23 protein-coding genes are annotated in these 23,099 nt (G+C 61.3%); 9 read left to right on the plus strand and 14 right to left on the minus strand.

Translation table 11 applies throughout. From position 1 onward, the window contains the following. The first annotated feature begins 51 nt into the window (after window positions 1–51). Window positions 52–678 carry a TetR/AcrR family transcriptional regulator gene (locus tag ACSSVH_RS25065; protein WP_169954987.1) on the plus strand — a complete coding sequence of 209 codons (627 nt, stop codon included), beginning with the start codon at window positions 52–54 and terminating at the stop codon, window positions 676–678. 113 nt (window positions 679–791) lie between these two features. On the opposite strand, the gene ACSSVH_RS25070 is transcribed toward ACSSVH_RS25065, so the two are convergent. From ACSSVH_RS25070 to ACSSVH_RS25105, 8 genes are all read right to left on the minus strand, one after another. Next, window positions 792–1,007 carry a TOBE domain-containing protein gene (locus ACSSVH_RS25070; protein WP_003213899.1) on the minus strand — a complete coding sequence of 72 codons (216 nt, stop codon included), beginning with the start codon at window positions 1,005–1,007 and terminating at the stop codon, window positions 792–794. A 27-nt stretch (window positions 1,008–1,034) separates the two neighbouring features. Then, entirely contained in the window at window positions 1,035–1,841 is an 807-nt protein-coding gene (ssuB, locus tag ACSSVH_RS25075; protein ID WP_169954988.1) for an aliphatic sulfonates ABC transporter ATP-binding protein, read from the minus strand. Beyond that, window positions 1,838–2,626, minus strand: a complete 789-nt coding sequence (gene ssuC / locus ACSSVH_RS25080) for an aliphatic sulfonate ABC transporter permease SsuC (RefSeq protein WP_169954989.1) — start codon at window positions 2,624–2,626, stop codon at window positions 1,838–1,840. The genes ssuB and ssuC overlap by 4 nt, the downstream gene beginning before the upstream one ends. 9 nt (window positions 2,627–2,635) lie before the next feature. Then, a complete protein-coding gene (ssuD, locus tag ACSSVH_RS25085; RefSeq protein WP_169954990.1) occupies window positions 2,636–3,784 on the minus strand; it encodes an FMNH2-dependent alkanesulfonate monooxygenase in 1,149 nt (382 codons plus the stop codon). Between the two features lie 25 nt (window positions 3,785–3,809). Next, window positions 3,810–4,778 carry a sulfonate ABC transporter substrate-binding protein gene (locus tag ACSSVH_RS25090; RefSeq protein WP_170042121.1) on the minus strand — a complete coding sequence of 323 codons (969 nt, stop codon included), beginning with the start codon at window positions 4,776–4,778 and terminating at the stop codon, window positions 3,810–3,812. Between the two features lie 93 nt (window positions 4,779–4,871). Further along, window positions 4,872–5,465 (minus strand): NADPH-dependent FMN reductase, encoded by a 594-nt coding sequence (gene ssuE, locus ACSSVH_RS25095; RefSeq protein ID WP_038444301.1) that lies wholly within the window; start codon window positions 5,463–5,465, stop codon window positions 4,872–4,874. 316 nt (window positions 5,466–5,781) lie between these two features. Further along, complete coding sequence (locus ACSSVH_RS25100) at window positions 5,782–6,420, minus strand: peroxiredoxin (protein ID WP_169954992.1); 639 nt, start codon at window positions 6,418–6,420, stop codon at window positions 5,782–5,784. Between the two features lie 275 nt (window positions 6,421–6,695). After that, a complete protein-coding gene (locus ACSSVH_RS25105) occupies window positions 6,696–8,027 on the minus strand; it encodes an OprD family porin (RefSeq protein WP_169954993.1) in 1,332 nt (443 codons plus the stop codon). Window positions 8,028–8,396: 369 nt separating this feature from the next. Here ACSSVH_RS25105 and tauA point away from each other — a divergent pair, with 369 nt between their 5' ends. Beyond that, entirely contained in the window at window positions 8,397–9,383 is a 987-nt protein-coding gene (gene tauA, locus ACSSVH_RS25110) for a taurine ABC transporter substrate-binding protein (RefSeq protein WP_492633858.1), read from the plus strand. Between the two features lie 127 nt (window positions 9,384–9,510). Here the strand turns inward: tauA and argA are convergent, their stop codons facing one another. Further along, a complete protein-coding gene (gene argA / locus ACSSVH_RS25115; protein WP_032858930.1) occupies window positions 9,511–10,809 on the minus strand; it encodes an amino-acid N-acetyltransferase in 1,299 nt (432 codons plus the stop codon). Window positions 10,810–10,944: 135 nt separating this feature from the next. Then, entirely contained in the window at window positions 10,945–12,093 is a 1,149-nt protein-coding gene (argE, locus tag ACSSVH_RS25120; protein ID WP_169954995.1) for an acetylornithine deacetylase, read from the minus strand. 160 nt (window positions 12,094–12,253) lie between these two features. Between argE and ACSSVH_RS25125 the strand changes: the two genes are divergently transcribed. Then, entirely contained in the window at window positions 12,254–13,621 is a 1,368-nt protein-coding gene (locus ACSSVH_RS25125) for a CYTH domain-containing protein (RefSeq protein WP_492633859.1), read from the plus strand. An 85-nt stretch (window positions 13,622–13,706) separates the two neighbouring features. Here ACSSVH_RS25125 and ACSSVH_RS25130 read toward each other — a convergent pair whose 3' ends face one another. Next, entirely contained in the window at window positions 13,707–14,177 is a 471-nt protein-coding gene (locus tag ACSSVH_RS25130) for an Lrp/AsnC family transcriptional regulator (protein ID WP_076963642.1), read from the minus strand. 127 nt (window positions 14,178–14,304) lie between these two features. Between ACSSVH_RS25130 and ACSSVH_RS25135 the strand changes: the two genes are divergently transcribed. From ACSSVH_RS25135 to ACSSVH_RS25160, 6 genes are all read left to right on the plus strand, one after another. Further along, complete coding sequence (locus ACSSVH_RS25135; RefSeq protein ID WP_170057565.1) at window positions 14,305–14,640, plus strand: ACT-like domain-containing protein; 336 nt, start codon at window positions 14,305–14,307, stop codon at window positions 14,638–14,640. A gap of 84 nt (window positions 14,641–14,724) precedes the next feature. After that, a complete protein-coding gene (gene tfpB, locus ACSSVH_RS25140) occupies window positions 14,725–16,476 on the plus strand; it encodes a type IV pilus assembly ATPase TfpB (protein ID WP_172313705.1) in 1,752 nt (583 codons plus the stop codon). A gap of 74 nt (window positions 16,477–16,550) precedes the next feature. Then, window positions 16,551–17,471, plus strand: a complete 921-nt coding sequence (locus ACSSVH_RS25145; RefSeq protein WP_027608388.1) for an SPFH domain-containing protein — start codon at window positions 16,551–16,553, stop codon at window positions 17,469–17,471. A gap of 10 nt (window positions 17,472–17,481) precedes the next feature. Further along, window positions 17,482–17,928, plus strand: coding sequence for an NfeD family protein (locus tag ACSSVH_RS25150; RefSeq protein WP_169954999.1), 447 nt, complete (start codon window positions 17,482–17,484; stop codon window positions 17,926–17,928). A 70-nt stretch (window positions 17,929–17,998) separates the two neighbouring features. Further along, window positions 17,999–18,316, plus strand: coding sequence for a DUF2388 domain-containing protein (locus ACSSVH_RS25155; RefSeq protein ID WP_057440438.1), 318 nt, complete (start codon window positions 17,999–18,001; stop codon window positions 18,314–18,316). Between the two features lie 161 nt (window positions 18,317–18,477). Beyond that, window positions 18,478–19,617 carry a DegT/DnrJ/EryC1/StrS family aminotransferase gene (locus ACSSVH_RS25160; protein WP_169955000.1) on the plus strand — a complete coding sequence of 380 codons (1,140 nt, stop codon included), beginning with the start codon at window positions 18,478–18,480 and terminating at the stop codon, window positions 19,615–19,617. A gap of 42 nt (window positions 19,618–19,659) precedes the next feature. Here ACSSVH_RS25160 and gcvH read toward each other — a convergent pair whose 3' ends face one another. The 3 genes from gcvH to ACSSVH_RS25175 form a co-directional block, all read right to left on the minus strand. After that, a complete protein-coding gene (gene gcvH, locus ACSSVH_RS25165; protein WP_170042113.1) occupies window positions 19,660–20,043 on the minus strand; it encodes a glycine cleavage system protein GcvH in 384 nt (127 codons plus the stop codon). Window positions 20,044–20,095: 52 nt separating this feature from the next. Beyond that, on the minus strand, window positions 20,096–21,178 hold the full coding sequence (gene gcvT / locus ACSSVH_RS25170; protein WP_492633860.1) for a glycine cleavage system aminomethyltransferase GcvT: 1,083 nt from the start codon (window positions 21,176–21,178) through the stop codon (window positions 20,096–20,098). 156 nt (window positions 21,179–21,334) lie between these two features. Then, window positions 21,335–22,951 (minus strand): ABC transporter permease, encoded by a 1,617-nt coding sequence (locus tag ACSSVH_RS25175; RefSeq protein ID WP_169955003.1) that lies wholly within the window; start codon window positions 22,949–22,951, stop codon window positions 21,335–21,337. Window positions 22,952–23,099 lie beyond the last annotated feature (148 nt).

The following is a 23,099-nucleotide window of genomic DNA, read 5'->3' on the forward strand; positions in this document are numbered from 1 at the left end:
ACAACACACCTTCCTGCTCATACAATGCCCGCTGCCCTGTAGGAGACATCCATGACCCGCCCCGCCGCCCCTCGCAAACCCCGCGCCCGCAGCCAGGCCCGGATCGACGCGATCCTCGACGCCGCCCGCACCTTGCTGGCCGCCGAAGGTGTGGCCAGCCTGTCGATCTACAGCGTGGCCGAACGGGCGCAGATTCCGCCGTCCTCGGTGTATCACTTTTTCGCCAGCGTACCGGCCTTGCTCGAAGCCCTGACGGCAGACGTGCACGCCGCCTTCCGCGCAGCGCTGCAAGCACCCATCGACCACGACCAACTGCACACTTGGCGCGACCTGTCGCGCCTGGTCGAGCTGCGCATGCTGGCGATCTACAGCAAGGACGCCGCCGCCCGCCAATTGATCCTCGCCCAGCACGGCCTCACCGAAGTAACCCAGGCCGACCGCCAGCACGACCTGGAGTTGGGGGACTTGATGCTGCAAGTGTTCAACCGCCACTTTGAGGTGCCGACGCTGCCGGCGGATGTGGACGTGTTTGCCCTGGCACTGGAACTGAGCGACCGCGTGTATGCGCGCTCGGTGCATCAGCATGGGCAGATCACCCCGCGCATGGCGGAGGAAGGGATGCGGGTATTCGATGCGTATGTGGGGCTTTATTTGCCGGTGTTTTTGCCTAAGCGATAAGTTTTACGGTGACTGGGCCGGCCTCTTCGCGAGCAAGCCCGCTCCCACATTCGACCGCATTCCCATGTTCGAATGTGGCAGCAGGCTTGCCTGCGATAGCGGCCTGAAGCCGATCACAGCTTGGCGATCGACACCTCGGTGGACTTCACAAACGCAATCACTTCACTGCCAATCACCAGCTCCAGCTCTTTGACCGAGCGGGTGGTGATCACTGACGTGACGATGCCGGACGCCGTCTGCACGTCGATTTCCGACAGTACGTCGCCTTCGACGATTTCCTTGATGGTGCCTTTGAACTGGTTACGCACGTTGATCGCTTTGATAGTCATGGTGTTATTCCTTAAGGGACAAGTGAGTTATTGCGCCCAACGCAATTGCGTAGGCAACGGTGAAACAGGTTCCGGCTCAGGCGGCGTGCCGGGCAGTGACAGCACACGGTTGAGCACTTCGGTTTCCAGGGCCGCCAGGCGATGGGAGCCGCGGACCCGCGGGCGTGGCAGTTCCACATGCAGGTCGAGGCCGATTTCGCCGTCCTCGATCAGGATCACGCGGTCGGCAATGGCCACGGCTTCGCTGACGTCATGGGTCACCAGCAACACGGTAAAACCATGCTTGCGCCACAGGTTTTCGATCAGTTGCTGCATCTCGATGCGGGTCAGGGCATCCAGCGCCCCCAAAGGTTCGTCCAGCAGCAACAGGCGCGGCTGGTGAATCAGGGCGCGGGCCAGGGCCACCCGTTGTTTCTGGCCACCAGACAACGCTGCCGGCCACTCATCGGCACGCTCGGCCAGGCCGACCGCTTCCAGCGCTTCAAGGGCCTGGGGCCGCCAGTTGCCTTTAAGGCCCAGGCCGACGTTATCGATGATCTTTTTCCAGGGCAGCAGGCGCGCTTCCTGAAACATCAGCCGCGTGTCTTCGAGCGCTTCGCTCAACGGTGCGGAGCCTGCAAGCAACTCGCCACTGGTGGCGCTATCAAGGCCGGCCAGCAAGCGCAGCAAGGTACTTTTGCCGCAGCCACTGCGCCCGACCACGGCGACGAACTGGCCCGCCGGGATGTGCAGATCGATCTCGCGCAGGACTTCCCGCGCGCCAAAGGCCTTGCGTAGCTTGCGCACCGCCAACGGGATACCCCGCAGCAGGCGTGGAGGTTGTTGAGCGGTCATGCCGCACCTCCTTTATGTACTTGATAGGCCGGATGCCAGCGCAGCCAGACCCGCTCCAGGCCCCGCGCCGCCAGGTCCGCCAGCTTGCCGAGCACCGCGTACAGCACGATCGCCAGCACTACAACGTCGGTTTGCAGGAACTCGCGGGCATTCATAGCCAGGTAGCCAATGCCGGAACTGGCCGAAATGGTTTCCGCAACGATCAGCGTCAGCCACATAAAGCCCAGGGCAAAGCGCACCCCCACCAGGATCGAGGGCAAGGCGCCGGGCAGGATCACCTGGCGAAACAGGCTCAAACCCGACAAACCGTAACTGCGAGCCATCTCCACCAGCGCCGGGTCGACGTTGCGGATGCCGTGATAGGTGTTGAGGTAGATCGGGAACAGCGTGCCAAGGGCCACCAGGAAAATCTTCGCCGTCTCATCGATGCCAAACCACAGGATCACCAGCGGGATCAACGCCAGGTGCGGCACGTTGCGAATCATCTGCACCGAGCTGTCCAGCAGGCGTTCGCCCCATTTCGACAGGCCGGTGATAAAGCCCAGGGCCAGGCCGATGCCGCCGCCGATCACAAAACCCAGGCCCGCGCGCCAGCCACTGATGGCCAGGTGGGTCCAGATTTCACCGCTGCTGACCAGATGTACCCCAGCCGCAATCACTGCGCTGGGGGCCGGCAGAATACGCGTCGACAACCAGCCCGCCGACACCGACAACTGCCACACCGCCAGCAACAGGACCGGCAGCGCCCACGGCGCCAGCCGATGCAGAATCCGTTGACTATTCATGACGGCGCCTCAGCTCTGCGACGCGGCTTTGGGAAGAATGTCGTTGGCCACCATCTCGCCAAACGGGCTGACGTAACCGGCGCTTTTCGGCAGCTCGGGACGTTCGATATCCAGGTGCGGGAACAATAATTCCGCGACCCGGTACGACTCTTCCAAGTGTGGATAACCGGAGAAGATAAAGGTGTCGATGCCCAGGTCCGCGTACTCCTTGACCCGCGCCGCCACGGTCGGCCCGTCACCCACCAGTGCCGTGCCGGCACCACCGCGTACCAGGCCGACGCCGGCCCACAGGTTAGGGCTGACTTCGAGGTTGTCGCGGCTGCCGCCATGCAGGGCGGCCATGCGTTGCTGGCCCACCGAATCAAAGCGCGACAGCGACGCCTGGGCGCGCGCGATGGTGTCGTCGTCCAGATGGGAGATCAGTTTGTCGGCGGCTTTCCACGCCTCGTCATTGGTTTCACGCACGATCACATGCAAGCGAATACCGAAGCGCACGGTGCGCCCGAGCTTCGCCGCTTTGGCCCGCACCTGCTCGATTTTTTCCGCCACCGCCGAAGGTGGTTCGCCCCAGGTCAGGACCATTTCCACTTGTTCGGCTGCCAGGTCCTGGGCCGCTTCGGAAGAACCGCCGAAATACAACGGCGGCCGAGGTTGCTGGATCGGGGGGTACAGCAGCTTGGCGCCTTTGACGCTGATGTGCTGGCCGTCGTAGTCCACGGTTTCGCCTTCCAGCACGCGCCGCCAGATGCGGGTGAACTCCACCGAGGCCTGGTAGCGCTCTTCATGGCTGAGGAACAGGCCGTCACCGGCCAGCTCTTCTGGATCGCCACCGGTCACCAGGTTGAACAGTGCGCGGCCACCGGACAGCCGGTCCAGGGTCGCTGCCTGGCGCGCCGCCACCGTCGGGGAAATGATCCCGGGGCGCAGCGCAACCAGGAACTTCAGACGCTGGGTCACCGGGATCAGCGAGGCGGCCACCAGCCACGAGTCCTCGCAGGAGCGCCCGGTAGGGATCAGCACCCCGCCAAAGCCCAGGCGATCAGCGGCCTGGGCGACCTGCTGCAAATAACCGTGATCCACGGCGCGAGCGCCTTCGGCGGTGCCAAGGTAATGGCCGTCGCCGTGGGTAGGCAGGAACCAGAAAATATTGAGGCTCATGGAGTTGTCTCCTGAAGAAGTCGGATTACGGCGCTTTGGCAACGGTCGCAGGTGGCGTCCAGATCACGTCCTTGATGCTCAAGGGCTTGGGAATCAATTTGAGCTGGTAGAAGGTGTCGGCGATTTTCTGCTGGGCGGCGACCACTTCCGGGGTCAGGAACAGCGCGCCGTAGCCTTGGCGTTTCACCGAGGTCAGGGTGATGTCAGCCGGCAGGCCGAGCAATGGTGCGACTTGTTCGGTGACTTGCTGGGGGTTGGCCTTGGACCATTCGCCCACGGCGCGCACTTCTTCCACCAACGCCTTGATCACGTCCGGGTGTTTTTCGGTGTAAGGCTTGGTGGCCAGGTAGAACTGGTGGTTATCGGCAATGCCGGTGGCGTCACGCAGGGTGCGGGCTTGCAGTTGCTTCTCGGCAGCCGCCTGGTACGGGTCCCAGATGACCCACGCATCGACACTGCCACGCTCGAAGGCGGCACGGGCGTCGGCGGGCGGCAGGAACACGGTCTGTACGTCGGTGTATTTCAGGCCCGCGTCTTCCAGGGCGCGCACCAGCAGGTAATGCACGTTGGAGCCTTTGTTGAGCACGACTTTCTTGCCCTTGAGCTCGGCCACCGATTTGATCGGCGAGTCCTTGGGTACCAGGATGGCTTCGCTGGTCGGCGCTGGCGGTTCGTAGGCGACGTAGAGCAGGTCGGCGCCTGCGGCCTGGGCGAACACTGGAGGGGTCTCGCCGGTGACGCCAAAGTCGATGGAGCCGACATTCAGCCCTTCAAGCAACTGCGGGCCGCCGGGAAATTCGGTCCACTGCACGTTCACACCCTGGTCCGCCAGGCGTTTTTCCAGGGAGCCCTTGGCCTTGAGCAGCACCAGGGTGCCGTACTTCTGATAACCGATCCGCAGGGTTTCTGCGGCTTGGGCTTGAACAATGGCGCCGAAGGACACAGCCGCAGCAAACAGTGCGACCAGGCCCCGACGCAAGATGACAGTGCGCATGGCGCTCTCCAAATTGACGATGAGGGTTGTGGCTGCACCTGCTTGGCCGTTGGCGGCTGAGTAAGGTGAGGGTTTCTTACATTAGGGTTCGGCTTAAATGCTCCAGCGAGCGCTCAACAAACGTTCATTCAACACATGGGGGTCCAGCGGTTGCGGGCGGCGGGCCATGGCGCTGTAGAACTGCTCCAGGGCTTCGCTCAAGCGTTGTTCAAGGATCGGCACCAACTGCGCCTGGGCACTGCCTTCGCCGTAGGCGATCTGGCTGTCTTCGGCGAAAATCCCGTGCAGCAGCTCCTGGGCTTTCAGCGCCGACAGCACGGGTTTCAGGGCGTAGTCCACCGCCAGCATGTGGGCAATGCTGCCGCCGGTGGCCATGGGCAACACCACTTTGTGGGCCAGGGCGCGTTCCGGCAGCAGGTCGAGGACGGTTTTCAATGCACCGGAAAACGAAGCCTTGTACACCGGCGTGGCAATCAGCAAACCATCGGCATTGGCCACCTGGGCCAGCAGGTCGAGGACCTTCGGGCTGTCGAAGCGGGCATACAACAAATCTTCGGCCGGGAAGTCCCGTACCTGATAACTCACCACTTCCACGCCTTGCTGCTGCAACCAGCGCCGGGAATGATCCAGCAAGACCCCGGAGCGGGAACGCTGACTGGGACTGCCACCAAGTGTTACGACCAGCATCTGGAGTTTCCTTGAGCAAGTGTCGGCGGTTCGCGGTGCGGCGATGGCGCCAAGATGGGACAGACCTTATCAGCAGATTTATATATCTATAAATCTTATTTTTTCATTTGTTTATTCTTAAATTGCATATAAGAAAGATCATTCGCCAGGCGAAAAAAAAGGCCGTCGAAACGGCCTGAAAACCCCTGCTATGTGAGTACTGAAATGCGATTAACTTGTGGGAGCGGGCTTGCTCGCGATTGCGGCGTATCAGTCAGCACATTTCTTGCTGAACCACCGCATTCGCGAGCAAGCCCGCTCCCACATTGGATTCGGGTTAGCGGTTGGGCTGTGGGGTCAGCCGCAGATACGGCTTCACCGCCCGATAGCCCTTGGGAAAGCGCTTCTTGATCTCTTCCTCATCCTTGAGCGAAGGCACGATCACCACTTCGTCACCGTCCTGCCAGTTGGCCGGGGTGGCGACTTTGTAGTTGTCGGTCAGCTGCAACGAGTCGATGACCCGCAGGATTTCGTGGAAGTTGCGCCCGGTGCTGGCCGGGTAGGTGATGGTCAGGCGAATCTTTTTGTTCGGGTCGATCACGAACAGCGAACGCACGGTAAGGGTATCGTTGGCATTGGGGTGGATCAGGTCGTACAGGTCCGAGACCTTGCGGTCGGCATCGGCCAGGATCGGGAAGTTGACGATGGTGTTCTGGGTTTCGTTGATGTCTTCGATCCACTTGTGGTGGGAGTCCACCGGGTCTACCGACAGGGCAATGGCCTTGACCCCGCGCTTGGCGAACTCATCCTTGAGCTTGGCGGTGAAACCCAGCTCGGTGGTGCACACCGGGGTGAAGTCAGCCGGGTGGGAAAACAACACGCCCCAGCTATCGCCCAGCCACTCGTGGAAGCGAATCTTGCCGGCGCTGGAATCCTGTTCAAAGTCGGGGGCGATATCGCCCAGTCTGAGGCTCATGGTGTGGCTCCTGATGAGTGCTTATGGAACCCACTGTGCCTGTGCCGATGATATTTTAAAAAGAATAAATATCGATTTATTTAGACGATAAAGGAATATTAAAATCTGTTCACTGGACCGCAACCAAGGTGCAGGCCAACATGCACCCAAGGTTCGAGAAGGCCTTGAGACGCTGTAGAAAGAGGGGTTCAGGAAGGGCTTGCGGGGGTTGAGCCCGACTTGAAAGCAACAGCACCTTGCCCGGCATTGCGCCGGGCAAGGTTTTACTGCTGGTCTTACAGGATCGGCAGGGTGTAGCTGACGATCAGACGGTTTTCGTCCTGGTCACGCTGGGTAGTAACCTGGGAACGCAGCGAGGCGTTTTTCCAGGCCAGGCCCAGGCCCTTGAAGGTGCCTTCAGGGATTACGTAGCCGAGGTTGAAGTCACGTTCCCACTCGCTTTTGTCACCATTCACGGCGGCAATGTTGTCGCCCTTGAGGTAGACCACAGAAGTGGTCAGGCCTGGCAAGCCGATGGTTGCGAAGTCATAGGCGTACTGGGCCAACCAGGTACGCTCGCCGGCGCGTTGGAACTTGCCGATCTGCATGTCGGTGATGATGTAAGCCGAAGCGCCATCACCCTGGTTGAGGAACGGGAAGTCGCTGGTGCCATTGACACGCTGGTAGCCGGCGCTGATGGCGTGGCCTTGCAGGCTGTACGTGAACTTGGCGCTCCAGGTGCGGTTGTCGACTTCGCCGCCATTCTGGTAGCCCGAAGCACGGTAGCCGGCAATACGACCTTCCTGGCTCGAGTTCTTGCCGTCGGAGTCGCTGTTGAAGTAACGCAGGTCGGACTTGATGCTACCGACTGGCAGCGCCCAGTTGTGGGTCAGGCCCAGGAAGTGCTGCTTATAGAAGTCAGACAGGTTGCCGTAGTAGTACTGGGCAGTCAGGTCCTTGGTGATCTTGTAGTCACCACCAGCAAAGTAGAACTCGTTGCTGCGGGCGTTGGCGGTAGCGGTGCGGGTTGCACCGTTGGAGCCAGCGATGGTCAGCGAGTCGTTGTTGGTGGAGTTACGGCCTTTGGCGTGTTCCAGCTTACCGCCAACCAGAGTCAGGTTGTCGATGTCGTTGGAGGTGATCTGACCGCCTTCAAAGGTCTGCGGCAGCATACGACCGTCGTTGGACGTCACTACCGGCAGTTTCGGCAGCAAGGTACCCAGCTTCAGTTCGGTCTTGGAGATCTTGACCTTACCGGTCAGGCCCAGGCTGGCGAAGTCGTCTACCGCACGACCGTCGTGGTCGCTAGGGAACACGGTGCCGCCCTTGGAGTTGTTGCCGTTGTAGGCAGTGCCTTTACCGGAGTCCAGCTTGACGCCGTACAGGCCGATTGCATCAACACCAAAACCAACGGTGCCTTGGGTGTAGCCCGAAGCAAAGTTGAAAATGAAGCCCTGGCCCCACTCTTCCTGCTTGGAAGGCTTGGCCGTGCCATCACGGTTGTCGGTATTGATGTAGAAATTACGTGCAGTAACGCTTGCCTTGCTGTCTTCAACAAAACCAGCGGCGCCAGCTTGCTGGGCCAAAACCCCAGCTGCGACGGCGAACGCCAATGTGGACTTCTTCATGTACCGCTCCTCTCGTTTCTAATTTTTGTAGTTCTTTGGTCTCGGGTCTGACGCCCTCGATCCACAGATGCGCGATTAGCGCCAGATCGTGACTGACAAGTCAATCGTAACCTTGTGTGTCTACTACCTTCGTCTAATCGCAGTTGATTTGGTCCCTGCAGGGTAATGAGTTTTTCATACACCCAAAAAGAATTATTTCATCCTTTTTCATACTATTCAGGAATAACACTTTCCATGGCGCGACAATCCCGCAGCGGGGTATCGCTCCATAAGCTAATTCCTAAAGGGTATTTATTGGCCATTTTTTAGATCGTTTAGTGTGAGCAGAATCTCGCACACGTCACTCACGATCAAAAAGGCGACGCCATCATGGCCAAACGCGCATCCTCTAGTCAATTTGTTACAGTTTTACTATCGCTTACACTTTCTTTTGGGGTGCAGGCCGCCAACCTAACCATCGGTTATCAGACCGGCATCGATCCGAGCAAAGTGCCCCAGGCCGACGGTGTTTATGAGCAGGCCATCGGCGAGAAAATCGACTGGCGCCGCTTCAACAGCGGCCCAGAAGTGGTCACCGCGATTGCCTCCGGCGATGTGCAGATCGGCAACCTCGGCTCCAGCCCGTTGGCCGCCGCCGCATCCCGCAATCTACCCATCGTAGCCTTCATCGTATCGGCTCAGATCAATAGTTCTGAAGCTTTGGTAGTGCGTAACGGCAGCCAAATTGACGCACCCAAGGACCTGATCGGCAAAACCATTGCCACACCTTTTGTCTCCACATCTCACTACAGCCTGCTCGGGGCCTTGAAACACTGGGGCCTGGACACCACCCAGGTGAAAGTGGTGAACCTGCAACCAGGCGAAATTGCCGCAGCCTGGAAACGCGGGGATATCGATGGTGCCTTTGTCTGGTCGCCCGCCCTGGGGGAAATCCGCAAGACCGGCAAGACGTTGACCGACGCCGCCGAGGTGGGCCAATGGGGCGCGCCGACGTTCGAGGTGTGGGTGGCGCGCAAGGACTTTGCCGAGAAACATCCGGAGGTCGTGGCCAAGTTTGCCAAGGTCACCCTGGATTCGTTTGCCGAGTACGCAGCGCACAAATCCGAGTGGACGGCGGATTCAGTACCCGTGCAGAAGATCGCCCGGTTGACCGGCGCAAACGCCGCAGACATCCCCGAACTGCTGGAAGGCAGCACCTTCCCCGATGCACAGGCGCAGCGAACCGACGCCTTGCTCAATGGTGGGACAGCCAAGGCCATTGGGGAGACGGCGAAATTTCTTAAGGAACAAGGGAAAGTAGAGACCGTGTTACCGGATTATTCGGCCTACGTCACCGGAAAATTCATCAAAGAATAAACCCTCCCCCTGTAGGAGCCGGCTTGCCGGCGATGGCGGTGGCGATGGCGGTGGGCCAGTTAACAAAGATGTCGACTGATACACCGCCATCGCGGGCAAGCCCGCTCCTACATTGGATGGGTGGCGCTTATAAGGTCTTTTCGAAGATCTTCGAATTACGCTGGAAGTTGTACAGCGAAGCCCGCGCCGATGGCAGGCGATCGACACTGCTCGGCACGAATCCGCGCTCGCGGAACCAGTGGGCGGTGCGGGTCGTCAGCACGAACAAGGTCTTCAAGCCTTGGGTGCGGGCGCGGGTTTCGATGCGCTCCAATAGCTCATCGCCACGGCCGCCATGGCGATACTCCGGATTGACCGCCAGGCACGCCAGTTCGCCAGCATCCGAGTCGGCAATCGGGTATAGCGCGGCGCAGGCGATGATCATGCCTTCGCGTTCCACCACGCTGAACTGCTCGATTTCCCGCTCCAGCACTTCCCGCGAGCGGCGCACCAGGATCCCCTGCTCTTCCAGCGGGCTGATCAAGTCCAGCAAGCCGCCGACGTCTTCAATCGCCGCCTCACGCACCAGCTCGAACTGCTCCTGAGCCACCAGGGTACCGCCGCCGTCGCGGGTGAAAAGTTCGGTCAACAGCGCACCGTCCTCGACATAACTGACGATATGGCTGCGCCCCACGCCCCCACGACAGGCCTCGGCCGCCGCATCCAGCAGTTCGGCCTGGTAATTGTTGCCCAGGCGTTGCAGGTGCGCCGGCACTTGTTGCGGGCGCAGTTCGCGCACCAGCCGGCCATTTTCGTCGATCAGGCCCAGGTCTGCGCCGAACAGCAGCAGCTTGTCGGCGCCCAGGTCGATGGCGGCGCGGGTGGCGACGTCTTCACAAGCGAGGTTGAAAATCTCCCCGGTCGGCGAATAGCCCAACGGCGACAGCACGACGATGGAGCGCTCGTCCAACAGGCGATTGATGCCCTTGCGGTCGACCCGGCGCACTTCGCCAGTGTGGTGGTAGTCGATGCCGTCCAGCACACCGATCGGCCGCGCGGTCACCAGGTTGCCACTGGCCACCCGCAAGCGCGAGCCCTGCATCGGCGAAGACGCCATGTCCATGGACAGCCGCGCTTCAATGGCAATGCGCAGGTGGCCGACCGCGTCGATCACGCACTCAAGGGTTGCCGCATCGGTGATGCGCATGCCGTCGTGGTAATGCGGGGTCAGGCCGCGAGCGGCAAGGCGGGTTTCGATTTGCGGGCGCGAACCATGCACCAGCACCAGGCGCACGCCGAGGCTGTGCAGCAGCACCAGGTCGTGGACGATATTGCCGAAGTTGGGGTGATCCACACCGTCGCCCGGCAGCATGACCACAAAGGTGCAGTCACGGTGGGCATTGATGTAGGGCGAAGCGTGACGAAGCCAATTGACGTATTCGGGCATAAAACCTGGGCCTGTAATAAAAAGCAGCCAAAAAAGGATGAATCGCTAAACGCACAGCGGGCTGATGGTTATCGTCGGAACAGGCTTGGCGACACGCTCGCTCTCCTTCTATGTACGGTGTGCAATGGAGTTAATTTATGCAGGTTTGAGGCAGTAGTGTTCAATCAATTCCCGCAATAGACGCACTGTAGGCGTCAAGCGTGACATTTCAAGGTACTCGCCCGGCTGGTGGGCGCAGGCGATATCCCCAGGGCCGAGCACCAGGGTTTCACAACCAAGGCGCTGAAGATAAGGCGCTTCAGTGCCGAACGCTACTGCTTCGGCACGATGACCGGTCAAACGTTCCGCGACCCGCACCAGCTCCGCATCTTCCGGCTGCTCGAAGGGCGGCACTTCGGGGAACAGTGGCGCGTAGTCGATCTGCACCTGATGGCGCTCGGCGATGGGCGTCAGCTTCTGGCGGATGGCGTCGCGCAACACCTGGGGATCCATGCCGGGCAAGGGCCGCAGGTCGAACTCCAGGGAGCACTGGCCGCAAATGCGGTTGGGGTTATCGCCGCCGTGGATGCAGCCAAAATTCAAGGTCGGCTGGGGCACGCTGAACTGGGGGTTGCGGTACTCCCGCTGCCAGGCCAGGCGCAGGCCGCGCAGCTCGCCCATGGCGTCATGCATGGCTTCGAGGGCGCTGTGGCCCAGGCTTGGGTCCGACGAATGGCCACTGCGTCCGAGAATATCGATGCGCTCCATCATCACGCCTTTGTGCAGGCGGATCGGCTTGAGGCCCGTGGGCTCGCCAATCACCGCGGCACGCCCCAGCGGGCGACCGGCCGCAGCCAGGGCGCGGGCGCCGGCCATGGAGCTTTCTTCATCGCAGGTGGCGAGGATCAGCAGCGGCTGCTTGAACGGTTGGTCGAGCAGCGGCAAGACGGCTTCGATGGCCAGCGCGAAAAAACCCTTCATGTCGCAGCTACCCAATCCTACCCAGCGCCCGTCCACTTCCGTCAACTTCAAAGGATCGGTCTGCCACAGCGCTTCATCGTACGGCACAGTATCGCTATGCCCCGCCAGCACCAGGCCACCGGGGCCGCTGCCGAAGCTGGCCAACAGGTTGAACTTGCCGGGGCTGACCTGCTGGATATCGCAGGCAAAACCCAAATCGCCGAGCCAGGTGGCGAGCAAATCGATCACCGGGCGGTTGGTCTGGTCGAGAGACGCTTGGGTACAACTGACAGAGGGCGCGGCAATCAGTGCGGCAAATTGTTCTTTCATGGACGGTAAAGGCATGCGCTGTCTCTCAACTTCCACAGATGAAACCCATCATAGAACCATCCGCGCTGCACAATAAACCCGTTACGGCACGTTGCCCGGCTCAGTCCTGTACACTGCACGGCCTTGGCAGCCACCTATTCTCCCGGCTGCACTCCCGATCCTGGATGTTCCGGCCATGCAAAAAGAAACCGAAATCAAGCTCCGCGTCAGCCGCGAGACCCTCGCCGCGCTGCGTGAGCACCCGCTCCTGAAAAAACGCAACAAAAGTGGCTGGGAACGCCGTGAGTTGATGAACCAGTACTTCGACACCCCCGAGCGCGACCTGGCCCAGGCCAAGGTTGCCCTGCGCCTGCGCAAGGATGGCGACGAAGTGATCCAGACCCTCAAGACCCGTGGCCACAGCGTTGCCGGCTTGTCGGAGCGCAATGAATACGACTGGAAACTGGCCAAGGCCAAGCTCGATGTGAAGAAACTCGACGGCGAATGCTGGCCCGAGCAACTGGCCGAGTTGGACAAAAAGACCCTCAAGCCGATCTTCACCACCGACTTCGTACGCGAACGTGCCGAGATCGCCTGGGGCCGTGGCAAGGCCAAGGTGGTGATCGAAGCCGCCCTGGACCTGGGCCAGGTGATTGTCGGCAAGCAGAAGGAAGAAATCTGCGAGCTGGAACTGGAACTGCGCGAAGGCGAGCCCGCCGCCCTCCTGGAACTGGCAGCCGAACTGGCGCAAACCCTGGCGCTGATGCCGTGTGATATCAGCAAGGCCGAGCGCGGCTATCGCCTGTTCGACGCCAACAGCTACTCCCTGAGCCTGCCGGCCCCGCAACTGCAACCACAAATGCCCCTGGACGACGCCTTCGCCGCGCTGACCTGGCATTTGCTGGGCAGCAGCCAGCGCCTGGCCGAGCAGTACCGTTTCAACGGTCACTGGCGCCTGTTGCAGGACTGGGTAGACAACCTCGCCGAAATGCGCGCCCTGATCGGCAGCCTTGGCCAGGCCGCGCCGCGCCAATCCACCAGCGAACTGCGCAGCGCCCTCGACGCCCTTTTGGAAGACTGGCGCCCGCTGGTCCAGGCCGGTGAAGACGATGAAGACGTGCGCAAGGCCGCGCCGGAACAGTTCCTCGAAGAATTGACCGACGTGCGCTGGGGCCTGTTCTCACTGAACACTTCGCGCTGGCTGCTGGCCCGCTCCTGGACCCTGGACCGCAATGTGCGTGGCAACCGCCAGGGTGCCGCCCAGGTCGCCAACTGGCTGCCGCGCCTGCTGGCCGACGAAGCCGTCGCCCTGCGCCTGCCGCGCTACCAGCAACAGCCCGAAGACCTGGCCGAGCAACTGCCGCGCATCGAGCGTCTGCAGGCCTGGCTGCATCACGCCCGCCACCTGCTGGAGATCCCGGAGCTGGATCGTTTGTACGGCGAGTTGAACAAGTTGGCGGCCCTGGCCAACCAGCCGATCACCGATGAGTCGCTGGATGCGCGGATGCATCAGGTGATTGCGGTGTATCAGAACCGTGCCTGGAAGACTTTGTTGCGCATGTAAGATTGCTATCGCGGGCAAGCCCGCTCCCACATTTGACCGAGTTCTCCAGAGAAGACCGGTTTGAATATGGGAGCAGCCCGCTCTATCACCGCAACACTGGCAGGCTGGTGGTGGACTTGATCTCCGACAGCGCCACAATCGAATTGACCTCCTGAATCCCCGGCACCATCGACAGTTTCTCGAAGAAGAAACGCTCATATGCCTCGATATCCGAGGTGACAATGCGCAGTAGAAAATCCACCGACCCCATCAGCACATAACACTCCAGCACTTGCGGGAACCCGCGGATCGCCTCGGTGAATTCCGTGAAGTTGGAGCGCCCGTGGGCGTTGAGTTTGACCTCGGCAAAGATCTGCGTATTAAGGCCGATTTTCTTGCGGTCGAGCAGCGTTACCTGGGCGCGAATCACCCCCTCCTCCTTGAGCCGCTGAATCCGCCGCCAGCAGGGCGACTGCGACAGGCCGACCTGTTCGGCAATCTGCGCGCTGGAGAGCGACGCGTCTTCCTGGAGCAGTGCCAGGATCCGGCGGTCGTAGACGTCCAACTCACTGTGCATAAAAATACCTATTAATCTAGTTTCTGCGAATTACCTTATTCATATATACGGCATATCACTCCAACATAGATAAGAAATACCCCACACCCCATGTAAAAATTTCTCCAGTCAAATTTGGAGAACGGCCATGCATTCAATTCCATCCAGCCCCACCACCCGCGTCGATGCCTGGGCCGTCAGCAACAGCCATTGCCAGGCGCGCTACCAGATCCTCGCCGAAGCCGAGCCCGATGTGCTGTGCCGGATCCTCAATTTCTTCGCCTTGCAGTTTTTGGTGCCGCAGCAGGTGACCGTGATGCGCGACGATGACCTGCTGAACATCGACGTAGTGATGGATGGCCTGAGCTGGCACCGCGCCCAGGTGATCGGCGAAAAACTTCGTAACCTGATCAGCGTGTGCTCGCTGGAACTACAACCCGTTGAATCCACAAGGCTACAAACCGTGCAGGCGGTGGCTCAGTAAAAACCGGCAATAACCCGCTGGGCGACAGCGACCAGGATCGGACTAGCCTTGGCGCTGCTGCTTCAAACCGCCCAGGAAACCGCCATGTCCGCTGTGCCAGAACACCAGGATCGCAGGCTTTGCCTCGACGATCTGCTGCCCGCCCTTACCACCCACGGTTTGCTCGACACCGCCCTGGCCGAGCGCTTGCGGCGCACATCGGCCAATGGCTTGCATCCGCTGGAGTTTCTCGCCGGCCAGTCACTGCCTGATCCCGCCAGGCCCGGCCTATTGCTGTGCCTGGAACGGCTGACGGAGTGGCTCGCCCGTCAGGTGGGGCAGCCCTACCTACGCATCGACCCGCTGAAAATCGATGTCGCGAGCGTGGTGCCGCTGATGTCCCACGCCTTCGCCCAACGCCACCATATCCTTGCCGTCGCCGTTGACCGCGACAGCGTGACGGTAGCCAGTGCCGAACCGTACCTGCGTGAGTGGGAAACAGGCCTGGCCCATGTGTTGAAGCGCCCGATCAAGCGCGTGGTAGCCAACCCCGAGGCGATCCGCAGTTGCACCCAGGAGTTCTTCCGCCTGGCCAGGTCGGTCAACGGGGCCGACCAGACCAACCCCATGGCGACCGCTGCCGAGCAACTGCTCAGGCTCGGTGCCGGTGAGCAGGAACCAGACGCCAACGACGCGCACATCGTCAATATTGTCGACTGGCTGCTGCAATTTGCCTTTGGCCAGCGCGCCAGCGATATCCACATCGAACCGGGCGCCGACCAGGGCCGCGTGCGTTTGCGTATCGATGGACTGCTGCACGATGCCTATCAGTTTCCGTCCCAGGTCACCACCGCCGTGGTCAGCCGCCTGAAAAGCCTTGGGCGGATGAATGTCGCCGAAAAGCGCAAACCCCAGGATGGCCGGATCAAGACCAAGACGCCCGCGGGGATCGAAGTGGAACTGCGCCTTTCGACCCTGCCCACGGCCTTCGGCGAGAAGCTGGTGATGCGGATTTTTGATCCACAGGTGCTGCTCCAGGACTTCCAGCAACTGGGGCTTTCGGCCGATGACTTGCTGCGCTGGCGGCAAATGACCGGTCAGGCCAACGGCATCATCCTGGTCACCGGCCCCACCGGGTCAGGCAAGACCAGCACCCTCTACAGCACCCTGCGACAGCTGGCGACCCGCACGGTCAACCTGTGCACGGTGGAAGATCCAATCGAGATGGTGGAACCGGCCTTCAACCAGATGCAGGTCCAGCACAATATCGACCTGACCTTCGCCAGCGGCATCCGCGCGCTGATGCGCCAGGACCCGGACATCATCATGATCGGCGAGATCCGCGACCTGGAAACCGCTGAAATGGCGATTCAGGCGGCCTTGACCGGCCACCTGGTGCTCTCGACCCTACATACCAACGATGCCCCCAGCGCGATCAGTCGCCTGCTGGAACTGGGCATCCCCCACTACTTGATCAAGGCCACATTAATTGGGGTCATGGCCCAGCGTCTGGTGCGGCGGTTGTGCCCGCACTGTAAAAGCCCGGAGGCACTGAACCAGGACGATTGGCGCAGCGCCACCCAGTCCTGCACGCCGCCCCCCGCCAGCGTCTACCGGGCCAATGGCTGTGCAGAATGCCGGGACAGTGGCTATCGCGGACGCATCGGGGTTTACGAGATCATGCTGATGAATGACGCTGCCAGGAACCTGGTCTGCGCCGAAACTGACCTGCAGGCATTGCGCCGCCAGGCGCTCAAGGACGGCATGCACAGCCTGCGATTGTCGGGCGCCCACAAGGTTGCGGCGGGGCTGACCACCCTGGAAGAAGTCTTACGGGTCACCCCCTCCAACGAGTAAACCGTTCTTATCTGCGACAAGCCCGTTACAATCGACAGACTTCGCGTACCGCCACCACCAGACAAGGAATCGTTATGCAGATCGGAACAGTGCTTCTCCTCTTCGTAGGCTTGGCCATTGCCATCCTGTTCATGGGCTTCAAAGTCGTGCCCCAGGGCTACCAATGGACGGTGGAGCGCTTCGGCCGCTACACCAACACGCTCAAGCCTGGCCTGAATATCATCATTCCGGTGATGGACCGCATCGGGCGCAAGATCAACGTGATGGAAAGCGTGCTGGATATTCCGCCCCAGGAGGTGATCACGGCCGATAACGCCACGGTGCAGATCGACGCGGTGTGCTTCTTCCAGGTGGTGAATACCGCCCAGGCGGCCTACGAGGTCAACAACCTCGAACATGCGATCCGCAACCTGCTGCAAACCAACATCCGTACGGTGCTCGGTTCCATGGAACTGGACGCCATGCTCAGCCAGCGCGACGGCATCAACGAGAAGCTGCTGCGCACGGTCGATGAAGCCACCGCGCCGTGGGGCATCAAGATCACCCGCATCGAGATCAAGGACATCAGCCCGCCTGCCGACTTGATGGCCGCCATGTCCGGCCAGATGAAAGCCGAGCGGATCAAGCGTGCCCAGATCCTCGAAGCCGAAGGCCTGCGTGCCTCCGCCATCCTGACCGCCGAAGGCAAGAAGCAGGCGCAGATCCTCGAGGCCGAAGGGGGTCGCCAGGCTGCGTTCCTGGAGTCTGAAGCCCGTGAGCGTCAGGCTGAAGCCGAAGCGCGCGCCACACAGGTGGTATCGGAGGCGATTGCCACCGGTAACGTGCAGGCCATCAACTACTTTGTCGCGCAGAAATACATCGATGCCCTGGGCAAGCTGGCCTCGGCCAACAACAGCAAAGTGATCCTGATGCCGCTGGAAGCCAGCCAGGTCATTGGCGCGGTGGGCGGCATCGGCGAAATCGTCAAGGCCACCTTCGACAACAAGAAAGCCTGAGGCTCGCGCCATGTGGGAATTCCTGCAACACCTGTCGTTCTGGGATTGGCTGGCGCTGGGCACCGTGCTGCTGATTCTCGAAGTGTTTGGTGCCGGCGGCTATCTGTTGTGGATGGGGATCGCGGCGGCAGCGGTTGGCGTGCTCAAGTTCCTGATTCCAGGGCTTGGGCTGGAGCTGCAACTGCTGCTGTTTGCGGTGCTGTCGATCCTGACGGCGGTGTACTGGTGGAAGCGCCAGCGCAGCAGTGCCAAGGCCAGCGATCAGCCGGGCCTGAATATGCGTGGTTCGGAGCTGATTGGCCGCACCTTTGTGGTGCATCAGGCGATTATCGATGGCCGGGGCAAAGTCAAGGTCGGCGATGGCGTGTGGATGGTCACCGGGCCTGATGCGCCTGTAGGGGCTCAAGTACGGGTGATTGGCCAGGAAGGCGTGATTCTGCGGGTCGAAACTGTTTAGTCAGCCATGGAACTAGGCTGGGTTATCTACAATCAAACTGTTCAGATAACCCAAGTCGGAGTCACCCATCATGCGTCTCAAATATGCTGTCGCCACCCTCGCCGTGCTTTCCCTCCCAGTTGGATCGGCCATGGCCGACAGCTTCTGGCGTAATGTCATCTCATCGGGCGCCACCACCGGCTCCACGTATCTGACCTTCAAGGACCACAAGCTGGTAGTCGCCGCCCAGGACGACGCCGGTAGCTTCGTCGCCAGCGACGGCGGCATCCGTGGCCCTTACCTGGAAGCCGCCATGCAGAAAGTGCGTGCCGACAACCCAGGCCTGAAGGCCACTGACATGGAACTGGCCAACGCCATCCTGGCGAAGAACGCCATCGCCGCCGAGTAAACCGGGCACAAAAAAGCCGCTTCAAAAGCGGCTTTTTTGTGCCTGCCGTTCGACGATTCGTTCACGGATGACAGGCTATATTCAGTTACCCCGTGCGACGATGCTGGGGTTGATATGAGCTTTTTTTCTTAGTTCCTCTTAAAACGGATGCTTTCAACGTCATGAGCCAACTGCCTTTCCTGCCGTTTTCAAAACCGACCATTGATGAAGCCACTATCGCGGCAGTCGGTGAAGTGTTGCGTTCCGGCTGGATCACCAGCGGGCCCAAGGTGCAGGCGTTCGAAGCACAATTGTCGGAATATTTTGGCGGCCGGCCGGTGCGCACCTTCAACTCTGGCACCTGCACCATGGAGATCGCCTTGCGTATCGCCGGTGTCGGGCCGGGGGATGAAGTGATCACCACGCCGATTTCCTGGGTGGCAACGGCCAACGTGATTCTGGAGGTAGGCGCCACGCCAGTGTTTGCCGATATTGACCCGGTGACCCGCAATATCGACCTGGCCCAGGTGGAAGCCGCCATTACGCCGCGCACCAAGGCGATCATCCCGGTGTACCTGGCCGGCCTGCCGCTGGACATGCCGATGCTCTATGCACTGGCCAACAAGTACGGGCTGCGGATCATCGAGGACGCCGCCCAGGCATTGGGCTCCAGTTGGGATGGCCAGCGAATTGGCGCCACCGGGGATTTTGTCTCGTTCAGCTTCCAGGCGAACAAGAACATCACCTGTTCCGAAGGCGGCTGCCTGGTGTTGAACAACGCTGAAGAAGCGCGCCTGGCGGAGAAATACCGCCTGCAAGGCGTGACCCGCAGTGGGTTCGATGGCCTGGACGTGGATGTGCTGGGCGGCAAGTTCAACATGACCGATATCGCCGCCGCCATCGGCCTGGGCCAGTTTGCCCATCTCGAGCAGATCACGGCCCATCGCCAGGCCCTGGCCCGGCATTACTTCGAGTGTTTGGGCAGCGATTTCGAGGCAACGTACGGCGCACAACTGCCGCCTGCGGACTTTGAAAACAGCAACTGGCACCTGTTCCAACTGGTTCTGCCCGAGCGTTCGGATGGCCTGCCGGCCCGCGCTACGTTCATGGAGCAGATGCAGGCCCAGGGCGTGGGCATTGGCTATCACTACCCGCCGATCCACCTGCTGAGCCTGTATCGGGCACAGGGGTTCAAGGAAGGCATGTTTCCGGTTGCGGAAAGCGTCGGGCGCTTGATTGTGTCGTTGCCGATGTTTACGGCGATGACCAAGGCGGATGTGGAGCGGGCTGTTGCGGCGGTGAAGCAGGTGCTCAAGCCCTGACCGTTGCAGGAGCCGGCTTGCCGGCTCCTGCAGGGGACGGTGTTATTCGCCGATGGCAGCTTTGTAGCCAGCGGCATCCAGCAGTTTTTCCAGTTCGGCGGCATTGCTTGGCTGGACCTTGAAGATCCAGGCCTCGTAAGGCTTTTCATTGAGCGACTCAGGGGCATCGGCCAAATCCTCGTTGACCGCAATCACTTCACCCGAAACCGGCGAGTAGATATCCGAAGCAGCCTTCACCGACTCGACTACGCCCGCGGCGTCGCCTGCGGCGAACACCTTGCCCACTTCCGCCAACTCAACAAACACCACATCACCCAACGCTTCCTGGGCGTGATCGGAGATCCCGACGGTCACGGTGCCATCCGCTTCCAGGCGTGCCCATTCGTGGCTTTCGGCAAAACGCAGTGCGGCAGGGATATCGCTCATAGTCTGTGTCCTCAAAAAGAAATGTCAGCGGCCATTGGCCTGCCGCAAAAGGTTAGATCAAGGTCTTGCCATGGCGCACGAAGGTCGGCTTGACCACTCGCACCGGGTACCACTTGCCGCGAATCTCTACTTCCGCGCGGTCAGCGGTTGCCATCGGTACACGCGCCAGGGCAATGGATTTACTCAGCGTAGGAGAGAAACTACCACTGGTGATCTCTCCTTCGCCAACATCGGCGATACGAACCACTTGATGAGCGCGTAAAACCCCGCGTTCTTCCAGCACCAAACCCACCAGCTTGAGCTGCACTCCGGCGGCCCGTTCAACCTCCAGGGCGGCACGCCCGATGAAGTCGCGGCCCGCGGGCTCCCAGGCGATGCTCCAGGCCATATTGGCGGCCAACGGTGACACATTCAGGTGGATATCCTGGCCGTAGAGGTTCATGCCGGCCTCCAGGCGCAGGGTGTCACGCGCACCCAGGCCGATAGGCGAGATGCCCGCGCCCACCAGGTCGTTGAAAAAGCCCGGGGCCTGGTCGGCGGGCAGGACGATTTCCAGGCCATCTTCGCCGGTATAGCCTGTGCGTGCGATAAACCAGTCGCCGTCGGCGCGGCCCTCGAAAGGCTTGAGCTGGTGGATCAGCACGCCGCGAGACTGGGTGACCAGCTCGGCAATCTTGTGCCGGGCCTGGGGCCCCTGGATCGCCAGCATGGCCAGGTCCGGGCGCTCACGCATCAGCACCTGATAGCTGCCCAACTGGGCCTGCATCCACGCGATATCCTGGTCGCGGGTGGCCGCATTGACCACCAGCCGGTAACCGTCTTCGGTGCGGTAGACAATCATGTCGTCCACCACCCCGCCCTGCTCGTTGAGCATGGCGCTGTACAGCGCATGGCCGCAGCCATGCAAACGATCGACATCATTGGCCAGCAAGTACTGCAGCCACTCCCTGGCCTGGTGGCCTGAGATATCGATCACGGTCATGTGGGAAACATCAAACACCCCGCAGTCACGGCGCACCTGATGGTGCTCCTCGACTTGCGAGCCGTAGTGCAGAGGCATATCCCAACCGCCAAAATCGACCATTTTCGCGCCGAGGGCGAGATGCAGGTCATACAGAGGCGTACGCTGTCCCATGGGTTTCTCCTTCCGGGCGTGGCGAAGGTGCGGACGGTTGCCGTTCGGGCTACACACCTTGAAATACAAGGCCTGCAGCCACAATCAGCCACCCTGCCCGGAAGACGGGCCGCACCGAATGCCGCGCATTGTAGCCTCAAGCCGTAGGACTGGCACCTAACCGATTCGTCGCGCCGAACGTCGGATCAAGCCGATGACCGGCAACAGGCCGACCAACACCAGGGTCAGGGCGGGCAACGAGGCACGCGCCCACTCGCCCTCGCTGGTCATCTCGAAGATGCGTACCGCCAGCGTGTCCCAGCCGAATGGGCGCATCAGCAGGGTCGCGGGCATTTCCTTGAGCACATCGACAAACACCAGCAAGGCCGCGCTCAAGGTGCCAGGCAGTAAAAGTGGCAGATACACTTTGCAAAACAGTCGTGGCCCACTTACCCCCAGGCTGCGCGCTGCTTCCGGCAAGGACGGGCGGATGCGCGCCAGGCTGTTTTCCAGCGGGCCATAGGCCACGGCCAGGAAACGCACCAGATAGGCCATCACCAGCGCCGACAGGCTGCCCAGCAGCAAAGGTTTGCCAGCGCCGCCCAGCCAGCTGGAAACCGGAATCACCAACTCGCGGTCCAGATAGCTGAAAGCCAGCATGATCGACACCGCCAATACCGAACCCGGCAAGGCATAGCCCAGGTTTCCCAGGCTGACCCCGGAGCGGATAGCCCGGGTCGGCGCCAGGCGGTTGGCGAAGGCCAGCAGCAACGCCACGCTGACGGTGATCAGCGCGGCCATGCCGCCCAGGTAGAGGGTATGCACGATCAGCCCGGCATAGCGCTCGTCGAGGTCGAAACGCCCGCGCTGCCAGAACCAGGCCAGCAGCTGGAGCATCGGGATAACAAAGGCACAGGCAAACACCAGGGCGCACCAGCCGGTGGCGGCGGCGGCCTTGACGCCATGCAGGTGATAGAGCGCCTTGCCCCGCGGTCGCTCGTTGCTCGGGCGGCTGGCGCCACGGGCCCGGCGCTCGCCGTAGAGCACCAGCATCACCACCAACAGCAGCAGGCTCGCCAGTTGTGCGGCGCTGGACAGGCTGAAAAAGCCATACCAGGTCTTGTAGATGGCGGTGGTGAAGGTGTCGAAGTTAAACACCGACACCGCGCCGAAGTCCGCCAGGGTTTCCATCAACGCCAAGGCTACGCCGGCGCCGATGGCCGGGCGCGCCATGGGCAGGGCCACCCGCCAGAACGCCTGCCAGGGCGACTGGCCCAGCACCCGCGCCGCTTCCATCAACCCCTTGCCCTGCGCCAGGAACGCGGTGCGCGCCAGCAGGTAGACGTAGGGATAGAACACCAGCACCAGCACGATGATCACGCCACTGGTGGAGCGCACGCGCGGCAGGCGCAGGCCCATGCCGAACCATTCGCGCAGCAGGGTTTGTACCGGCCCGGAGAAATCCAGCAAACCCACGAAGACAAACGCCAGGACATAGGCCGGGATGGCAAACGGCAGCATCAACGCCCAGTCCAGCCAGCGCCGGCCGGGGAACTCGCAGAGGCTGGTCAGCCAGGCCAGGCTCACGCCCAGCACCGTTACGCCTACCCCGACGCCCACCACCAGGGTCAAGGTGTTGCCCAGCAGACGCGGCATCTGGGTGTCCCACAGGTGCGACCAGATTTGCGTGTCGATGCTTTGCCAGGACAGCAACAGGACACTCAGGGGCAGCAGCACCAGGGCGGCGACAGTGAAGACCGGCAGGTACCAGCGGCGTTGGGCGGGGTGGGCCAAAAGGAATTCTCAAGCTGTGGATGATTCGCAGGCCTGCACAAAACACTGTGGGAGCGGGCTTGTGTGGGAGCTGGCTTGCCTGCGATGCAGACACCTCGGTTTATCAGCGATGCCGGGGTGATGCTATCGCAGGCAAGCCAGCTTCCAC

The organism is Pseudomonas sp. HC1(2025), from assembly GCF_058742075.1.